This is a genomic window from Enterobacter sp. Cy-643 (genome assembly GCF_011752815.1).
Classification (GTDB): Bacteria; Pseudomonadota; Gammaproteobacteria; order Enterobacterales; family Enterobacteriaceae; genus Cedecea.
Map to the genome: position 1 here is coordinate 67,237 of NZ_VWWV01000002.1, position 16,696 is coordinate 83,932.

The following is a 16,696-nucleotide window of genomic DNA, read 5'->3' on the forward strand; positions in this document are numbered from 1 at the left end:
GTTTCATGCAGGTCACGCCGGGCGGCGTGGCCTGTTTGCGCACCTGGCATAAGCAGTTGGGGGAACTATGGCCTACTTCATAGACAGGCGGCTTAACGGCAAAAACAAGAGCGCGGTCAACCGCCAGCGCTTCTTGCGCCGCTATAAGGCGCAGATCAAACAGTCGATTTCCGGGGCCATCAACAAGCGTTCGGTGACCGACGTGGACAGCGGCGAGTCCGTGTCCATCCCCATTGAGGATATCAACGAACCGATGTTTCATCAGGGTCGCGGCGGCCTGCGTCACCGCGTCCATCCCGGCAACGACCACTTTGTACAAAACGACCGCATTGAGCGCCCGCAGGGCGGCGGCGGCGGCGGTGGAAGCGGCCAGGGTCAGGCAAGCCAGGACGGAGAAGGTCAGGATGAATTTGTGTTCCAGATCTCCAAAGATGAGTATCTCGACTTACTGTTCGAGGATTTGGCGCTGCCGAACCTGAAGCGCAACCAGCACCGGCAGATCACCGAATTTAAATCCCATCGCGCCGGCTTTACCTCTAACGGCGTCCCGGCCAATATCAGCGTCGTTCGCTCGCTGCAAAACTCGCTGGCGCGCCGCACGGCAATGAGCGCGGGGAAACGCCGTTTGCTGCACGAACTCGAAGAAAGCCTCGACACCGTCAGCCGCAGCGAACCCGCTCAATTGCTGGAAGAGGAGCGCCTGCGGAAAGAAATTGCAGAGCTGCGGGAAAAAATTGCCCGCGTGCCGTTTATCGACACCTTCGATCTCCGCTACAAGAATTACGAGAAACGCCCGGAACCTTCCAGCCAGGCGGTGATGTTCTGCCTGATGGACGTTTCCGGTTCGATGGACCAGGCGACAAAAGACATGGCCAAGCGCTTTTATATCCTGCTCTATCTGTTCCTGAGCCGGACCTACAAAAACGTGGAGGTGGTTTATATTCGCCACCATACCCAGGCCAAAGAGGTGGACGAACACGAGTTCTTCTACTCGCAGGAAACCGGCGGGACCATTGTTTCCAGCGCCCTGAAGCTGATGGATGAAGTGGTGAAGGAACGCTACGATCCGGCGCAGTGGAACATCTACGCCGCGCAGGCCTCGGACGGCGACAACTGGGCAGACGATTCGCCGCTGTGCCATGAGATCCTGGCGAAAAAACTGCTGCCGGTGGTGCGCTACTACAGCTATATCGAAATCACCCGCCGGGCGCACCAGACCCTGTGGCGCGAGTATGAAAATCTGCAGGCCACTTTCGAGAACTTCGCGATGCAGCACATCCGGGATCAGGATGATATTTATCCTGTATTCCGGGAACTGTTCCAAAAACAGACTTCAGACTCTCATGGCTAGTTAAAAATCAGTAAGTTACACGATGAAAACCTGTTGCCAAACGGATTCAGTTGGCAACAGGTTCATGCATTCAGTGCCTTCTAAGAAATCGCCCGACACTCAAAAAGTCATGTTCAAGCTGCTTCCTATTTAACCGCAGCATTTCCCCCGTCGGCAAACAGGGCTGAACCAGCCACAAAACTCGACATATTACTCGCCAGAAACAGTGCCGCGCTGGCTATCTCTTCCGGCTGTGCCAGACGTTTCAACGCATGCAGCCCCGCAGCCCAGGCTTTCTGATGCTCATCACCAGCCATTCGGGTTTCCGTTCCTCCAGGCAGTAAGGCATTGGCACGGATGCCTTGCCCGGCATAATCTGCGGTAAGCCCCTTCACCAGCCCCATCAGCCCGGCCTTAGCCGCCGCATATGCGGCCATTCCCGGCAGGCCTACGCTGGTACCGACAAAGCTGGAGATAAAAATAAGAGAACCCCCACCTCGTTTGAGCATCAACGGGAGCTGGCTCCGGGCACCGAGATAACCCGCTGTCAGGTTAACGGTCAGCGTATGCTGCCATTCGTCAGGGGCGATCTCTGCCAGTGGACGGATAGCGCCCGTTGTACCGGCATTATTGACCGCAATATCGATACCGCCGAATGCATCAGCAGCCAGGGCGGCGATTGAAGCATGCGTTTGCTCTTCGCTTGCGTCCCCGACAAAAATCCTGACATCACTGCCAACGGAACGAAGCTCCGCCGCCAGCGCATCCAGCGGTGCCTGACTCCTCGCATTCAGAATCAACGAAGCGCCATGCTGAGCAAACAAAATAGCAACAGCCCGTCCAATACCTTCCGAGGCGCCAGTAATCACAGCGACTTTACCTTCAAGTAATTTCATCACTTTCCCCATTTCATTAATGAGATTCCGAAACTCATTTTGAATCTTTCTGTTCATTTTCTTGATGCGTGTCGCCGTTTGATTTCAGCGGCTTATCCGTAAGCCTATGTCCAGGCTATGCCATAAAAACTCTGTTTCTTGCTTTTTAATTAACTTATTGATGGATAAACGCGTTATGGCGGGCCCGGCAAAACCGGATAGGGTGCGCGAAATGACAAGCCTTCAACCTTTGGGGAAGGCGTTTTGGATGTTTTTAAGGCTATCCCACGTTGAAAGGTGTACCTGAAACGAATCGGTTTGCAGCGGATAAGGAAAAGCTTAAAGCCGGCGCTTCACCGGCTTTTTATCCCTGAGAGAAAAGAAAACGGGGGAATAACCTGAATCAGGCTGACGCCTGCTTATTGATGGAGCTCAATGTCGTATCCCCACTGTTTCCAGTGAAGCAGCTGTTCCTGCTGGGATGTCGATAACGTTTTTCCCGTCCATAGAAAAATATGCTGCCCGGGGAAAAGCTCCGGACGCAAGGTTTCCACCGGCTCGGCAAATACGTTCACGCTAAGGCCTCTACGGGACAGGCGCCACGCCTCCAGCCATAACGCAGCCCGATCGTCCGTCTGCCAGCCAATCAGCAGGATGTCGCCCATACTTTGGTTCTGCGCCGCCGCCAGGCTCTGGGCACAATGGCAAATCAACGCGCCATCCAGCAGGCTGCGCATCAACAAAGCCGTGGATTCATCCTGGCTAAGTTTTTGCCTCACGGGCAGCAAAAGGTTATCAATCAGTAAGTCTGCGCTGTGCTCCCGGCTGAGAGAAGTAATCTTCTCACGCAGCTTTCCAGGATTAACTTTCCTGACCAGAAGCATCATTTCTTCTTGCAGCGTTACCCACAGCTGCTCTTCCGGCACGTGGCTGCGCTCCAGCAGGGCTTTCACTTTGCCTACGGAAACGCCTTTGCTCATCCAGTATTTGATTTCTTCGATGCGCTGAATATCCGCATCATCAAACTGGCGATGACCACCCTCGCTACGCTGGGGCTTCAGCAAGCCGTAGCGGCGCTGCCAGGCTCGCAGGGTGACCGGGTTGATGCCACATCGCTCTGCTACATCACCGATCGTGTAATAGGCCATAGTGTCCCTCCCCGTACACAGATCCCACGTCTCCATTGAAACATTAGTCAATCTGTTCAATGTGTACAATTTTTTTTAGAGTTGTACAAGTGAAACCTGATGCCTTTGAGGCACGACGCGCGGCAGATATCACAACTCTGCTTTACGCTCTGGCCAGGCAATACGGAAAGCGCCGTGGCCGCAGGGTTTAGCAAACAAACTCCCCTGGAAGTGGGAAATACCGGCCGCCTCGAGCCACATCCACTCTTCCGCTTGCTCAATACCCGTGGCTGAAACCGCAATTTCAAGCGAGGCGCAGCATTTGATTATGGCCTGGATAATCGCCTGCTGCGGCCCACTTTTATGAATGCCCCGAATCAGCGACGGGTTAATTTTCAGCCTTTCAGGTTGAAATTGTGCCAGCAGCTGTAGCCCAGCAAAGCCGACGCCAAAATCATCAATCGCAAGCTTGATACCGGCCGATTTAAGCTGCCTGATAGCGTCGGTAAAGGCATCCATCTGTGGCATGATTTCGCTTTCGGTAAACTCAATAACCACCTGCTCGGGAACAAACCCGTTCGCCTCAATATCCGCCAGCAGTTGTTCCACGGCGTCAGGAATCATGACCAGCGTCATCGGCAGCAGATTGATGCATAGCGTTTGCACGCCAATATTAGCGGCGTACGCTGCGGTAAAAGCGGCCTTCGCGTTCAACAGTTCAGCCTGGTAACCATCCCCCCCTTCCTCTGGCGATGAATTAGCTTCCGTGGCTAACACCTCTACTGCCGCGACAGTACGAGCCATTGGGTCAACAATCGGTTGAAAAACTATCTTTTCATGCAGCGTTTGTGAACTTGATACCGAATGAGCCGGCGCATCGAGAATAAATTCCCACGCATCACCCGGAGGGATCTCAAAATAGTTCTCTTTTTCCGTTGATTCGATGAAGGTCCGGAAAAAACTCAAGGCTCGGTCATCGTAAGCCAGTTGATATCGGCTAGTCCCTTTTTCCAGAACGACCTGCAATACATCGTTTTTATCGTGCTCTCTTAAATCAAACAGCTCCATGCCCACTCGCCCAAAGCGGCGGGCCGGGGCGTAATCACAGAGCAATTCAACAATGTTGTGATGGCGGTCGTCTTTACAAATAGCGTGATAAACCTTCTGCACGCTCTCTTCCGGGCCTTCCAATAGTTGAAAGAAATGTCTGCCGTTGAATAGCAGGATCCCCGTCACATTAGCGTCAATATTTTTTGCATTTGCCGCGGAAACCATCGCCTCCAAAACCTCAAACGGCGTGCTGGCGTGGATGTGGCTACGGTAGATAACGGTCGTGAGCATGGTGGGTTCCTGCGAAAGGTTAAGGGAGTAACTTAACAGATCACTGCCCTGACGTCGCCACATACTCAACAAAGTCTAAACAACTTAACAACATGGAATGTTTTGCTCGCCATTTACCTTTAGTCAAAATGTACAATTTTACGTATCGATAAGTTGAAAACCTATAACTGCAACCAATTGATAAATAAAGATTAGCATTTTTAGTCAAAAAATAGCAGGCAAAGTAATACACCTTTGTGTACAGTTTTTATAGCAATTGCATAACTTAGTTAACATCTTGCAACGTGTGAATTTACAGGAGCGACTTATGCGACAGGACACTTTTACAGCAGGTCAGAACAGCGTAGAAAATGACATTGCGCGCTATTTCAGCCGCGTTGCACCACCGTCTCAGCAGGAAACAATGGGGCAAATTGTGCTCGAAATTCTCAGCGATGGCCGCAATCTGAACAGAAAAGCGATCTGTACGAAATTGCTCTCCCGACTCGATCGCGTTTCTGAACCGGAAGAAGAAAAGCACTATCAGGCCCTGCTGGGCATGCTTTTCACTCGCTAGTGAATAACCTGCCCGGAGTTCAATCAGAGTAATGCGTACGCTCCCTGGTGGGAGAGTCACCTTGAAGTATAAATGCTGAATTTTCCTCATTCTCAGACTCCGGCAAATGACTTCATGCCAGCGGTATTTACCCCCGGCGAAGAAATCAGGAGTAACGAAGTGAAGAGAAGCGACGATGAACAATTAACGGACGAGATTATCGGCGAAGCAGCGCTGTCGTTACTGAACAGCAACAGCGCAATTAATACCCGCGCGTTAGTTGCCAGGCTGGAAGCGATGTTTATATCGGAACAAGAAGTACGACGACGTAACGTGCTGCAGAAAATTATCGCTGAAATCGAGGGAAATATTTCCCAGAGTCTGACAGGAAAGACAGAAAAAAAAGCGCCTTCAGGCGCAGTTAAGACTCAACGACTTAACGAAAAAAATGTCCACTAGCGGCCCATGGCCAACAACTGAAAAACGGTGAATGACTATGACACAGCTAATTTCTAATACCTCTGCAATGCATACCGGAATCGTAGATCACGCATTATCCGACTTTATAAGAAGCACAGCAGACCGGCACGCGGAAGAAAATGCAGCCATCAGTCAGGCCGTCACCGCCATTCTGTCTGCCAATAAGAGCGTTTCCAATAAAGCGATTATTATCTGGCTGGTTGACGCCCTGGAAACGACTCAGGACGTCGTCATGTGCGACGTTTATCGCAATGCTTTAGAGATTGTTGTCGGCCATACCGTGGACGATATTTAAGGCGTGCGCAGACAGTTAAAGGCCGGCCATAACCGGCCTTTATTGTTTCTGAATTACAGCGTTTTCTTCATAAAATACCGGCTGGTGCCTTCGGGTAAACAGTCAATTTTGCCAAATTCCTCCCAGCCATGCTTGCGGTAGAAGTCCGGAGCCTGAAAACTGATGGTATATAAAAAACCAGCCACACAGCCTCGCTGGCGCCCCTCTGCTTCGAACGTCCTGAGGATCTCGCTGCCTAATCCATGCGCTCTTAACTCCGGCGGTAAATAAAAAAGATCGATAAACAGTACGCCTAGCGACGAACGCCCCAGCATCCCGCCGACAACGCTGCCGCTATCACGATCGCGAACCACAACCGCCAGCGGTTTACGATCGTTTATCCCGCTCATCGCATCGTTAAACTCACCAAGTCCTGACTCGATTGGCAGCGAATATTCCTCGCTGATTTGATCAGAAATTTCTAGTTTGAAACCCGACATCGCGTTCTCCGCCCAATAGTCAATCGCTGACTTTTCTTTTAAGACTGAAAAGTATTACTGTCTTTATGCACAAACTAAGAATGTAAACGGGAACATAAGTAAAGGATAGCTAATGTCAAAAGGCGAAGACGTCCATCAGCAACTTATCGATTTACTCGAGCAACAGCAGGCCCGCTACCGTGTGGTAAAACATGTTGCGGCGGGGAAATGTGAAGAAGTCTCGGCGATCCGCGGCACCGAGCTTGGCCAGGGCGCCAAAGCGCTGGTCTGCAAAGTCAAAGGCAATGGCGTAAAGCTGCACGTGCTGGCGATTCTGGCGGCGGACAAGCAGGCGGATCTGAGCCTGCTGGCGCAGCATTTGGGCGGCCTGAAAGCGTCGCTGGCAAGCCCGGCGGAAGTAGATGAGTTAACGCGATGTGTGTTTGGCGCTATCCCGCCGTTCAGCTTTCACGCACAGCTCCGGCTGGTGGCCGACCCGTCTATTTTCGCGCGTTTTTCAGAAATTGCCTTCAATGCAGGGTTGCTGGAAAAGTCAGTGGTGATGGATACGCAGGATTATTTGCGCATTGCGCGCCCGGAGCTGGTCAATTTTCACCGCCCCGAATAGCTACCCGAGGCGTTCGAGATAAAGGACAGACAGCACCAATACCGAAGCGATCCCGAGGAACGCGGCAGTGATGCAAATTGTGTCGAATAACGCTGGATCGCCCATCCTTTTCTCCCGCAAGCCATTGCCTGCTGTCATATCGTTCAATTATTGACCGCAAAAATGACAGGATGATGAATGGCCACAGAATCGCTGTCGGCCACTCGCCAGAACAATAAAAGTTAAAAACCTCTTATTTTGCAAGGATATATCATGATTTTTGACCCCACGCTGTTGATCCTTCTGGCCCTGGCGGGATTAGGTTTTGTCAGCCATAACACCACCGTCGCAGTTTCCATCCTCGTGCTGATTATTGTGCGCGTCACCCCGCTGAACACCTTCTTTCCGTGGATTGAGAAACAGGGCCTGACGGTAGGCATCATTATTCTGACTATCGGCGTGATGGCCCCGATAGCCAGCGGCACCCTGCCCGCCAGCAACCTGATCCACTCTTTCACCCACTGGAAATCGCTGGTGGCGATTGTCGTCGGGATTGCGGTTTCATGGCTCGGCGGGCGCGGCATGACGCTGATGGGAAGCCAGCCAGGCCTGGTGGGCGGCCTGCTGGTCGGCACCGTCCTTGGCGTCGCCCTGTTCCGCGGCGTCCCCGTTGGACCGCTGATCGCCGCCGGGCTGGTCTCCCTTATTGTGGGTAAGCAGTAGCCTCCTGCCGCTGCCAGCGGTGAATACGCCAGGCCAGCGCGCTGCACAGCAGGTAATAAACCAGGCCGGTAAAGATAAAAATGGCCGCCGGGTAAATTTGTACCCGGCTGTTGACCTGCCCGGCAACGGTTGTCAGCTCGGGGACATTGACGATAAACGCCAGCGACGTGTCTTTGATGAGCGAGATAAACAACCCGGCAAACGACGGTAAAGCGTTGCGCAGCGCCTGAGGCAATAGCACCAGCCTCAGCGTTTGCCACGGCGTAAATCCGCCGGCTGTTGCCGCCTCATGTTGCCCCTTAACCAGCGCATTCAGCGCCGCCAGCGTGGTGTACATCACTGCCGCAGAGGTAAACCAGGCCAGCGCCAGCGTGACGGTTAATGGCCCCGGCAAATCACGCCCGGTAATGGCGGGCAGCAGGAAATAGAGCCAGAAAATCACAAAAATCAGCGGAATACCGCGGATCAAATCGGCCCAGATGAAAAGTACCCGGCGCACAATACCGCCGTAGCGCCAGGCGACACAGGCCAGCAATAACCCCATCCCCAGGGCAAGCACGCCAGCGCCCACGGCCATCATCAGCGTTAGCAACACGCCGCCCGGCTCGCCCTGAGCCATTCTTCCCCACAGCAAATAGTCGAGGTTGTCCGTAATAACCGAAACGTTAGCGATCATGCTGTACCTCCGGTCTTACGGCGCCTGCTTTTGGTGACCCGCGTCTCCCCGGAGCAAAGAGCGTAAATAGCCCGCTCATCGCCAGCCCCAGCAGCAGATAAAGCACCGTACCTGCGGCGAAAGCCGCCAATGCGTGGGCGTTATAACTTTCAATGCGGCGCACCTGGCTGGTGAGCTCGGCAAAGCCAATACCGGTTGCCAGCGAGGAGAGCTTCATCAGATTGAGATATTGCCCGACTATCGGCTGCCACGCATTAACCACGCCCTGAGGCAGCAGCACGGAGCGGAAAAGCTGCCACTCAGAGAAGCCTTGAGAAAGCGCGGCTTCGGTTTGCCCCTTCGGCACCGCCTGCAACCCGCTGCGGATCTCCTCCACCAAAAATGCCGAGGTGAACACACCTAGCCCCCACGCCGCGCAGAGAAACTCCGGCGTCAGCCACCAGACGCCGCCGGGCAGCTGAGACCAGCTGTGGTCGTCATTAATAAAGCCGCGCCAGCTCTGCGGCAGCGCGTTCCACGCGGCGAAATACCAGAAAAGTAGCTGTACCAGCAAAGGCGTATTGCGAAAAAGGGAGATCCAGCTTGCCGTGAAATAGCGTCCTGCCCGACCACCGGCGAGCCGAAGCCCCAGCAGCAGCACGGCAAACAGGGTAGCGATAATTATCCCGGCAAACGTCACCCACGCGGTGGTCAGCAAACCGGAGATCAGCCAGGCTCGCGGGGCTCCACTTAACACCCCCGCCCAGTCAAAGTAGCTGTTCATGACTCATCCCTGGCATCGGCATGCAGCGGGTCGAGTACTTTTTGCAGAAAGCGACGGGCGCGGGGATGCTGCGGCGAGCGGAAAAACTGCGCCGGGGCCGCCTGCTCCAGAATAGCCCCGCCGTCAATGAACACCACTCGGTCGGCAATTTCACGCGCGAACTGCATCTCATGTGTGACCACAATCATGGTAATGCCGCTGTGGGCGAGATCCTTCATCACCTGCAGAACTTCACCAACCATCTCCGGGTCGAGGGCCGAAGTCGGTTCGTCAAACAGGATAATTTGCGGCGATGACGCCAGCGCTCTGGCAATCGCCACGCGCTGCTGCTGCCCGCCGGAAAGCTGTGCCGGATAATGCCGCGCTTTTTCGGCGAGGCCGACCCGGGCGAGCAGCGCCAAAGCCTGCTGATGCGCCTCCTCCCGCTTCCAGCCGTGAACGTGGGTTAGCGACAGCGTAATGTTTTGCTCCGCCGTGAGATGAGCGTAAAGGTTGAACTGCTGAAAAACGAAACCGATCCGGCTTCGCAGGCGGCGCAGCGTCCTGTTATTCAGCGCTCGCGTGGATTTGCCATCGATAAAAATATCGCCATCGCTGAGGGTTTCCAGCTGGTTAATGAGCCTTATCAGGGTGGATTTCCCCGAACCGGACGGGCCGCAAATCGCCACCACTTCTCCGGCCGCGATGGTCAGGTCTATCTCGCGCAGGACGGCAGTTTCACCATAATGTTTACTCGCTTTGCGAAACTCAACGCTGGCGGACTGCAGATGCAAAAAATCCGCAGCCGAAGCTGCGGACAAATGAGGTGGTCGTTTCAACATGTTATTTGGCTACAATTTTAAAGCTGCGCGGCTGCGGGGTTTTGCTGTCGGAGCCAAACCAGGCGCTGTAGATTTGCTCTGCCTGGCCACTTTGTTCCAGCTTCACCAGCTCGTCGTTAACCGCTTTCAAAAGGCCAGGCTCCCCTTTTTTCACGCCAACGCCAATCTCTTCCTTGCTCAGCAAGTCCGGCAGAATTTTAAACTTCGCCTTATCCGGCGCTTCGGCCAGCAGCCCGGCAAGAATAGTGCTGTCCTGAGTGATTGCCTGGACGTTACCGTTGCGCAGCGCGGTAAAAGCCAGCGGGATATCATCATAAGAAAGCACTCGAATTGACGGGAAACGCTGCACCAGCGCCTGTTCTCCGGTGGTGCCTTTCACCGCACCCACGCGCCCTTTCGCGTAATCCTCCAGCTTATCCGGCCCGGAAGCCGGGACCAGGAACTGCTGCCCGGTCACAAAATAAGGGGTAGAGAAATCCACCACCTGGGCGCGTTCCGGCGTAATCGTGATGTCCGCGACGATAAGGTCGACCTTACCGGACTGCAGGAGCGGAATACGGTTCGCCGGGTTGGTGGCCACCAGCTCAAGCTTAACGCCTAAGGATTTAGCCAGTGCTTTTGCGAAATCAACGTCATAGCCCACGATATCGTGCGTTTTAGCATCTATAGAGCCAAAAGGTGGATTTGCGTCAAAAGTGGCCACTTTAACCACGCCCGCTTTTTTAATATCCGCCAGCTGGTCTGCGTGAACCGCGGCGGAGGCCAGGCCGGACAGGGCCAGAACCAAAGCAGAGAGCGTTAATGTCCGTTGCGCTGTTGTGTGTGAAGTTGTGTGCGTTAAAGCCTTTACCTGTGCCATTGATTTTCCTTGTTATCCCGTCTGTGAGCGAGCTATGCCTTTACGCTCGCACAAGCGCCTCCCCCTCGCCAATGCTTAATCCTGCATTGCATATGCAGAAAACATATTAGTTAATCCTGGGTTAAATCTTTTACTTATAGATTTAACAAATAATTAAGTTAAGTGATTATTTTAAAAATAAAAAATTGGCAATTTATGGCGTAAATTTGTGACTCACCCGCTAGTTTTCAGATCTGGTGAAAAAGTTTCCCTTCTCCTGGGCCGATAAGCTTTTCAAATAATAGGAGAGGCAAAATGAAATCACTGGCTCACAATTTGTTGTTATTAATTTGCTGTTCGATTTTGATGTCCGCCCTGGTTACCGCCATTTCACTCTACGGCAGCCACCGAAGCGCCCAAAGCACGGAAAGCGGCCTGCTGGCAAAAGATCTGATGTCTGACATCAAGCCCGCACCGGTTTACCTGATTGAACTGCGGCTGGTGCTTTCGCGCGTGGTGGAAGGCACGCTAAGCGTCGATCAGGCCGATGCCGAAATTAAGCGCCTCGGTGCGCAATGGCACCAGCGCGTTGATTACTGGAAAGCCACCCTGCCGCCTGAGCTCCAGCAAAACCTGCTCGGGGAACAGTACCAGGCCGGGATGGCGATGATCAAAGATGCCAATGACCTGGTGGAGCTCATTCGTTCGGGCGCCCCGACGCCGCTGTTTGAAAAGTTGAAAGCGGCCGATAAAGACTTTTTTGCCCACCAGAAAGGCATTGAATCCTTTGTCAAAGCCTCCGCCGAGTATGCCGATAACGCGGTAGAAAAAGCCCGGCACAGCAGCGCTAACTCAACGCAATGGCAGCTGTTCGGATCCGGTGCGGCCGTGCTGCTGTTACTGGTTGTCGGCTGGTGGGTTCACCGCACAATTTTCCGCTCATTGGGTGGAGAGCCAAGTGAAGTGGCCGACATTGCCAACGCCGTAGCCTGCGGGGATCTTACCCGCGAAGTGAAAGTGCGCGACGGCGACAGAACCAGCGTCATGGCCGCAATGGAAACCATGTGCCAGCAGCTCACCATGGTCATCCATCTGGTGCATGAGAGCAGCAACCAGATTTCCACCCGCTCCAGCGAGATTGCCAGCGGTAATACTGACCTCGCTTCACGTACCGAGGAGCAGGCCAGCGCGCTGGAGCAAACGGCATCGTCGATGGAAGAGATGACCGCCACGGTGAAGCAAAACGCAGAGAATGCCCAAAGCGCCAGCCAGTTGGCCAATACCGCCTCGAGAAGCGCAGAACAGGGCGGCGCGGTGGTGGCCCAGGTCGTGGAAACCATGGACGGCATTTCAAGCTCCGCCAACAAAATCACCGATATCATCGGCGTTATCGACAGCATTGCCTTCCAGACTAACATCCTGGCGCTGAACGCGGCGGTAGAAGCGGCCAGAGCCGGCGATCAGGGGCGTGGTTTTGCGGTTGTTGCCGGAGAGGTTCGCAGCCTCGCCCAGCGCAGCGCCAGCGCGGCCAAAGAAATTAAAGAGTTAATTGAAGACTCGGTGAATCAGGTCGCCAGCGGCAGCCGGCTGGTAAACGAAGCGGGCAAGACCATCAACACCGTGGTGCAGGACGTGAAGCGGGTTGCCGCGCTGATGGTGGAGATTACCCACGCCAGCGATGAGCAAAGCAGCGGCATTGAGCAGGTCAGCACGGCCATCAGCCAGATGGATGTCACCACGCAGCAGAACGCGGCGATGGTAAACCAGGCCTCCGAAGCGGCCGAATCGTTGCTGGCGCAAACCTATGAGCTGAATACCGCCGTGTCCCAGTTTAAGCTGGCTAGTCTGTAAAATCGTCCCCGCCCAGGGTGCTTAAATAGCGCCCCGGCGTGGTGCCGAGCGCCTTTTTAAACATGGTAATAAACGCCGTGGTGGAGTCGTAACCCAGCGACTCCGCCACATTTTGCACGGTCATCCCGCTTATCAAATACCGCAGCGCCACGATGAGCTGCATCTGCTGCCGCCAGCGTAGAAAACTCAGCCCCGTTTCTTTGCCCACCAGGCGGGCAAGATTACGTTCGCTCATCGCCATGTCGTCCGCCCACTGGGCCAGCGTTTTCTTCTCCTTCAGGTTTTTCGCCATGCTGTCCGCCATCGCACGTATTTTGGGGTGCGAGGAGATCGGCAGCTGGAGCTGCTCCACCGGCTGATGGGGCAGTTCATCGAACAGGACTTGCACCAGGCGCTGAATGGGCGCGCAGTCGAGATGTTCATGGGGAACGCTGGACAGGCGCAGAATCAGTTCCCGCACCAGCGGCGAGATCTTCAGCGTGCAGCATTCCTGCGGCATGGCGACCGCCTCCGGTTCAATAAACAAAAAGCAGAGCCGCGCGTCCGCCGTCACCCGGTTGCTGTGCGGCATTTTCCCCGGCACCCAAACCGCATACTGCGGCGGCACCATCCACATCGAGTTGGTGACTTCGCTGGTGATACCGCCGTGGAGCGCCAGAATCAGCTGCCCTTTTCGATGGGTGTGAATGGGCTTTTCGTTATAGGTTTGCGCGGCGCGAATACGAAACGCCAGCGCGGGCGTCACGATGCTGTCCGGGTCAAACCCTTCGAGATCCAGGTCACGTTCCATAGCATGTCCGAATTTAGCGATAATCTGTCATTTTAGCTTGATTCGTAAAAAGGCAGAAGCGTGTATCTTTGCTTTACCGTTTTTCAGGACACAGACACATGACTTCCACGACTTCAGCGAGCAAAAAGAGCCGTGCTCTGCTTCTGCTCGGCATTCTGATGATTGCCACCACCCTGCGCGTCACCTTTACCGGCGCGGCACCGCTGCTGGATATGGTGCGCGATGCACTTGCGCTGTCCACCGCGCAGATCGGGATTTTAACCACCCTGCCCCTGCTGGCCTTTGCGGTAGTTTCCCCACTTGCCGCCGGAATTGCCCGCCGCTTTGGCACCGAGCGCAGCCTGTTTGGTGCGTTGCTGATTATCTGCGCCGGGATTGCTTTGCGCTCCGCCGGCCACGCCGCGCTGCTGTATATCGGCACGGCCATCATCGGCTGCGGGATCGCCATGGGCAACGTGCTGCTGCCCAGCCTGCTTAAGCGCGACTTCCCCGGCCAGGTCGCCAAACTCACCGGCGCCTACTCGCTCACGATGGGCGTGGCCGCCGCGCTGGGCTCCGTGATGGTGGTCCCGATTGCCCTGCACGGCTTCGGCTGGTCCGGCGCCATGCTGTCGCTGATGATCTTCCCGCTGCTGGCGCTGATTGTCTGGCTGCCGCAGCTTGGCAGCAGCACGGTAATGAACCTGTCCGGCAACCCGGCGCTGCACAGCCGCGGCATCTGGTCCTCACCGCTGGCCTGGCAAGTCACCCTGTATCTGGGGATTAACTCGCTGGTCTATTACGTGATTATCGGCTGGCTGCCTTCCATTCTGATCAGCCACGGCTACAACGAAGCCGAGGCCGGGTCGATACACGGTATTCTGCAGCTCGCCACCGCCATTCCGGGATTGTTTGTCGGCCTGATCCTGAGCCGCCTCAAAGACCAGCGCGGGATTGCCGCTCTGATGGCGCTGCTGTGGTGTCTGGCGACGCTCGGCCTGTGGCTGCTGCCGGCCTTCTCCATCTTCTGGGTGTCGCTCGGCGGATTTGGCTCCGGCGCGGCGATGATTCTGGGGCTTTCATTCATTGGTATGCGCACCGGTTCCGCACATCAGGCGGCGGCGCTGTCCGGCATGGCGCAGTGTGTAGGCTATCTTCTGGCCGCTTTCGGCCCGCCGGTGATGGGGAAAATTCATGACATCACCGGCAGTTGGGCGATCCCTTTATTAGGCTGCGCGCTACTTTCTGTCGTCATGGGCGTCTTTGGGGCTTATGCTGGACGCCAGAAAGAGATTGGCGCGGCGGAGAAAACCGCGGCCTGAACAGACCCACAGGGAGGATCGAATGGCATCATCGGCACCGCAGAACATTTTTGACGACCCGGTATTCTTTGAAAATTACCGTCAGTTACGGGAGCAGGACTCCGGCCTTAACGGGCTACTGGAGATCCCCGAGCTTTACTCCCTGCTGCCCGCGCTGGATGGCCTGAAGATCCTCGACCTCGGCTGCGGCTTTGGGGACTTTGCCCGGTTCGCCCGCGCCCATGGGGCGGCAAGCGTGACCGGGTTTGATATCTCGGAAAAGATGCTCGCCCAGGCGCGCGCCGCCACGCAGGACGCAAACATCAGCTACCACAATTTACCGCTGGAGCAGTTTTCACCGGAAGGTGAAACCTGGGACCTGGCTATTTCGTCACTGGCGCTGCACTACCTGGAAGATTTCGCCCGCCTGAGCAACACGCTCTTTACCGCGCTAAAACCCGGCGGGCAGTTTATCTTCTCCGTGGAACACCCGATGTGCACCGCTTTCCCGGTGGGCTGGCAGCCTTATAAAGAAGAGGTTATCTGGCCGGTGAACCACTATCACCAGCAAGGCTTACGCCACACCAGCTGGTTCGTGGAGGATGTGCAAAAATACCACCGCACCACTGAAACCTATGTGAATACTCTGCTCGACAGCGGCTTCGCCCTCACCCGGATGCTGGAAACTAAGCCGACGGCAGAAACCCTGGCCCAGCACCCACGTCTGGCAAAAGAGATGCGCCGCCCGGCCTTTTTGATTCTTCGGGCGACGAAACCTCGCTAAAGATAGGGTCTATGATGCGATTGACGTTGGAACCAGGGCCCCGCTTCATGTCCCACACTGACGTCAACCGCAATGTCGCTTCTGTTTTTTTACCCTCCCCCTAACCCTCTCCCTGGAAGGGAGAGGGAATAGATAAAGCTACCTGGGAGCACTTTCCCCAACGTTTGTTTCCCCTATCCCTTTGGGAGAGGGAATAGATAAAGTTCTCTGAAATCACTTTCCCCGACGTCTGTTTTCTCCCTCTCCCTTTGGAAGAGGGTCGGGGTGAGGGCTGTAACCCGGCGTCCCTAAACCCCGAATTTATCTCTCCGCTGCGGCCAGGAAAGCCTCCACCAGCGGGGAAGGTTTGCCTTTCAACGCATTTCGCTCATGCTGAAACAGCGTCGCCACAAAGAACGGATGCCCCTGAAGTTCAACCGCGCGAATCTCGCCCTGCTTATCCCAGCCGGTCGGCTTCAGCGGTTCGTCGGCAAGCGCGGTGGCAAACAGCTCCGCAATACCGTAGTTGCAGTGGTAGCCCTCTTCAATTTCTGTCTTGCCATAGGCATGCCCGACAATGGAGTCTGCCAGCAGCGCGATCTTGTCCGAAACCTCCACCAGCGAGCAGCTCAGGCGGCCAATCACCAGCCGCCCTTCACTCGCGGTTTCCGCATGGCCCGCGTCTTCCCAGCCAAGCACGTTACGCGCATATTCCACCACCGCATACTGGAACCCGGCGCAGGTGCCGAGGAAAGGCACACCGTTTTCTCTCGCAAAGCGAACGGCAAGGTAAGCGGCATCTTCATTCAGATAAGGACTGGAAGGCACGCACCAGATTGCGTCATAGCCCACCAGATCTTCAGGGCTGGTCAATTCCAGCGAGGAGACCCAGTCATAATCCGCGCTGACGCCAAGCGCCGCCGCCGCATTATCTAACGCCTGAGGAATGGCCTGATGAGCAATCACTGCCGGGTTATAATCACCGACAAGCGCAATACGTAAAGTGGATTTCAACTGTGTGTCAGACATGCTTGGGTTGGCCTTATGTTTGAGGGAAGAGAACAACATAAGGAATGATAGATTAGGCGTTTTGCTTTACGCTGGCAACCGCAAAAATTGGCAGTCTTTCGCCTCTTTCCGGCG

The 16,696-nt window shown here is 55.1% G+C and carries 20 protein-coding genes; 9 read left to right on the top strand and 11 right to left on the bottom strand.

The features are described 5' to 3' along the window. The first annotated feature begins 67 nt into the window (after positions 1-67). Positions 68-1,351 carry a YeaH/YhbH family protein gene (locus F3J29_RS08590; RefSeq protein ID WP_166865203.1) on the top strand — a complete coding sequence of 428 codons (1,284 nt, stop codon included), beginning with the start codon at positions 68-70 and terminating at the stop codon, positions 1,349-1,351. A 125-nt stretch (positions 1,352-1,476) separates the two neighbouring features. On the opposite strand, the gene F3J29_RS08595 is transcribed toward F3J29_RS08590, so the two are convergent. The 3 genes from F3J29_RS08595 to F3J29_RS08605 all read right to left on the bottom strand — a co-directional run bounded on the left by F3J29_RS08595 (position 1,477) and on the right by F3J29_RS08605 (position 4,673). Beyond that, positions 1,477-2,226: an SDR family oxidoreductase gene (locus F3J29_RS08595; protein ID WP_166865206.1), complete on the bottom strand. Its 750-nt coding sequence runs from the start codon at positions 2,224-2,226 to the stop codon at positions 1,477-1,479. Positions 2,227-2,624: 398 nt separating this feature from the next. Then, positions 2,625-3,353, bottom strand: coding sequence for a MerR family transcriptional regulator (locus F3J29_RS08600; protein ID WP_166865209.1), 729 nt, complete (start codon positions 3,351-3,353; stop codon positions 2,625-2,627). A gap of 129 nt (positions 3,354-3,482) precedes the next feature. Continuing rightward, complete coding sequence (locus tag F3J29_RS08605; RefSeq protein WP_166865212.1) at positions 3,483-4,673, bottom strand: diguanylate phosphodiesterase; 1,191 nt, start codon at positions 4,671-4,673, stop codon at positions 3,483-3,485. Positions 4,674-4,980: 307 nt separating this feature from the next. Between F3J29_RS08605 and ycgZ the strand changes: the two genes are divergently transcribed. From ycgZ to F3J29_RS08620, 3 genes are all read left to right on the top strand, one after another. After that, positions 4,981-5,229, top strand: a complete 249-nt coding sequence (gene ycgZ, locus F3J29_RS08610; protein ID WP_166865215.1) for a regulatory protein YcgZ — start codon at positions 4,981-4,983, stop codon at positions 5,227-5,229. Between the two features lie 72 nt (positions 5,230-5,301). Beyond that, positions 5,302-5,667, top strand: a complete 366-nt coding sequence (locus F3J29_RS08615; protein WP_286175229.1) for a hypothetical protein — start codon at positions 5,302-5,304, stop codon at positions 5,665-5,667. A 37-nt stretch (positions 5,668-5,704) separates the two neighbouring features. Next, positions 5,705-5,983, top strand: a complete 279-nt coding sequence (locus tag F3J29_RS08620) for a biofilm development regulator YmgB/AriR family protein (RefSeq protein WP_286175230.1) — start codon at positions 5,705-5,707, stop codon at positions 5,981-5,983. Between the two features lie 53 nt (positions 5,984-6,036). Here the strand turns inward: F3J29_RS08620 and F3J29_RS08625 are convergent, their stop codons facing one another. Continuing rightward, positions 6,037-6,462 (bottom strand): GNAT family N-acetyltransferase, encoded by a 426-nt coding sequence (locus F3J29_RS08625; RefSeq protein WP_166865220.1) that lies wholly within the window; start codon positions 6,460-6,462, stop codon positions 6,037-6,039. A 112-nt stretch (positions 6,463-6,574) separates the two neighbouring features. On the opposite strand from F3J29_RS08625, the gene F3J29_RS08630 reads away from it, so the two are divergent. Next, entirely contained in the window at positions 6,575-7,069 is a 495-nt protein-coding gene (locus tag F3J29_RS08630; RefSeq protein ID WP_166865223.1) for a YbaK/prolyl-tRNA synthetase associated domain-containing protein, read from the top strand. Here the strand turns inward: F3J29_RS08630 and yoaI are convergent, their stop codons facing one another. Continuing rightward, positions 7,070-7,207 carry a small membrane protein YoaI gene (yoaI, locus tag F3J29_RS22850; protein ID WP_353620555.1) on the bottom strand — a complete coding sequence of 46 codons (138 nt, stop codon included), beginning with the start codon at positions 7,205-7,207 and terminating at the stop codon, positions 7,070-7,072. 117 nt (positions 7,208-7,324) lie between these two features. Here yoaI and F3J29_RS08635 point away from each other — a divergent pair, with 117 nt between their 5' ends. Next, positions 7,325-7,771: a DUF441 domain-containing protein gene (locus tag F3J29_RS08635; RefSeq protein WP_166866631.1), complete on the top strand. Its 447-nt coding sequence runs from the start codon at positions 7,325-7,327 to the stop codon at positions 7,769-7,771. Here the strand turns inward: F3J29_RS08635 and F3J29_RS08640 are convergent. From F3J29_RS08640 to F3J29_RS08655, 4 genes are read right to left on the bottom strand one after another with little or no spacing between them, the layout of a single operon-like run. After that, complete coding sequence (locus tag F3J29_RS08640) at positions 7,752-8,447, bottom strand: amino acid ABC transporter permease (protein ID WP_166865225.1); 696 nt, start codon at positions 8,445-8,447, stop codon at positions 7,752-7,754. The genes F3J29_RS08635 and F3J29_RS08640 overlap by 20 nt on opposite strands. Further along, the gene (locus F3J29_RS08645; RefSeq protein WP_166865228.1) at positions 8,437-9,210 is read right to left on the bottom strand and encodes an amino acid ABC transporter permease; all 774 of its coding nucleotides are present in this window, start codon (positions 9,208-9,210) and stop codon (positions 8,437-8,439) included. Before F3J29_RS08645 ends, F3J29_RS08640 begins: the two co-directional genes overlap by 11 nt. Continuing rightward, positions 9,207-10,031, bottom strand: coding sequence for an amino acid ABC transporter ATP-binding protein (locus tag F3J29_RS08650; RefSeq protein ID WP_286175231.1), 825 nt, complete (start codon positions 10,029-10,031; stop codon positions 9,207-9,209). Before F3J29_RS08650 ends, F3J29_RS08645 begins: the two co-directional genes overlap by 4 nt. Position 10,032: 1 nt before the next feature. After that, positions 10,033-10,890, bottom strand: a complete 858-nt coding sequence (locus F3J29_RS08655; RefSeq protein ID WP_166865230.1) for an ABC transporter substrate-binding protein — start codon at positions 10,888-10,890, stop codon at positions 10,033-10,035. A 294-nt stretch (positions 10,891-11,184) separates the two neighbouring features. On the opposite strand from F3J29_RS08655, the gene F3J29_RS08660 reads away from it, so the two are divergent. Beyond that, complete coding sequence (locus F3J29_RS08660; RefSeq protein ID WP_166865233.1) at positions 11,185-12,720, top strand: methyl-accepting chemotaxis protein; 1,536 nt, start codon at positions 11,185-11,187, stop codon at positions 12,718-12,720. Here the strand turns inward: F3J29_RS08660 and F3J29_RS08665 are convergent. Next, complete coding sequence (locus tag F3J29_RS08665; RefSeq protein WP_166865255.1) at positions 12,710-13,510, bottom strand: AraC family transcriptional regulator; 801 nt, start codon at positions 13,508-13,510, stop codon at positions 12,710-12,712. The genes F3J29_RS08660 and F3J29_RS08665 overlap by 11 nt on opposite strands. A gap of 98 nt (positions 13,511-13,608) precedes the next feature. Between F3J29_RS08665 and F3J29_RS08670 the strand changes: the two genes are divergently transcribed. Together F3J29_RS08670 and F3J29_RS08675 are read left to right on the top strand one after the other, a co-directional pair. Further along, positions 13,609-14,811, top strand: a complete 1,203-nt coding sequence (locus F3J29_RS08670; protein WP_166865260.1) for a CynX/NimT family MFS transporter — start codon at positions 13,609-13,611, stop codon at positions 14,809-14,811. A gap of 22 nt (positions 14,812-14,833) precedes the next feature. Next, a complete protein-coding gene (locus tag F3J29_RS08675; protein ID WP_166865262.1) occupies positions 14,834-15,574 on the top strand; it encodes a class I SAM-dependent methyltransferase in 741 nt (246 codons plus the stop codon). A gap of 300 nt (positions 15,575-15,874) precedes the next feature. Here the strand turns inward: F3J29_RS08675 and F3J29_RS08680 are convergent, their stop codons facing one another. Continuing rightward, positions 15,875-16,582, bottom strand: a complete 708-nt coding sequence (locus F3J29_RS08680; protein WP_166865265.1) for a CTP synthase C-terminal region-related (seleno)protein — start codon at positions 16,580-16,582, stop codon at positions 15,875-15,877. Positions 16,583-16,696: the final 114 nt, after the last annotated feature.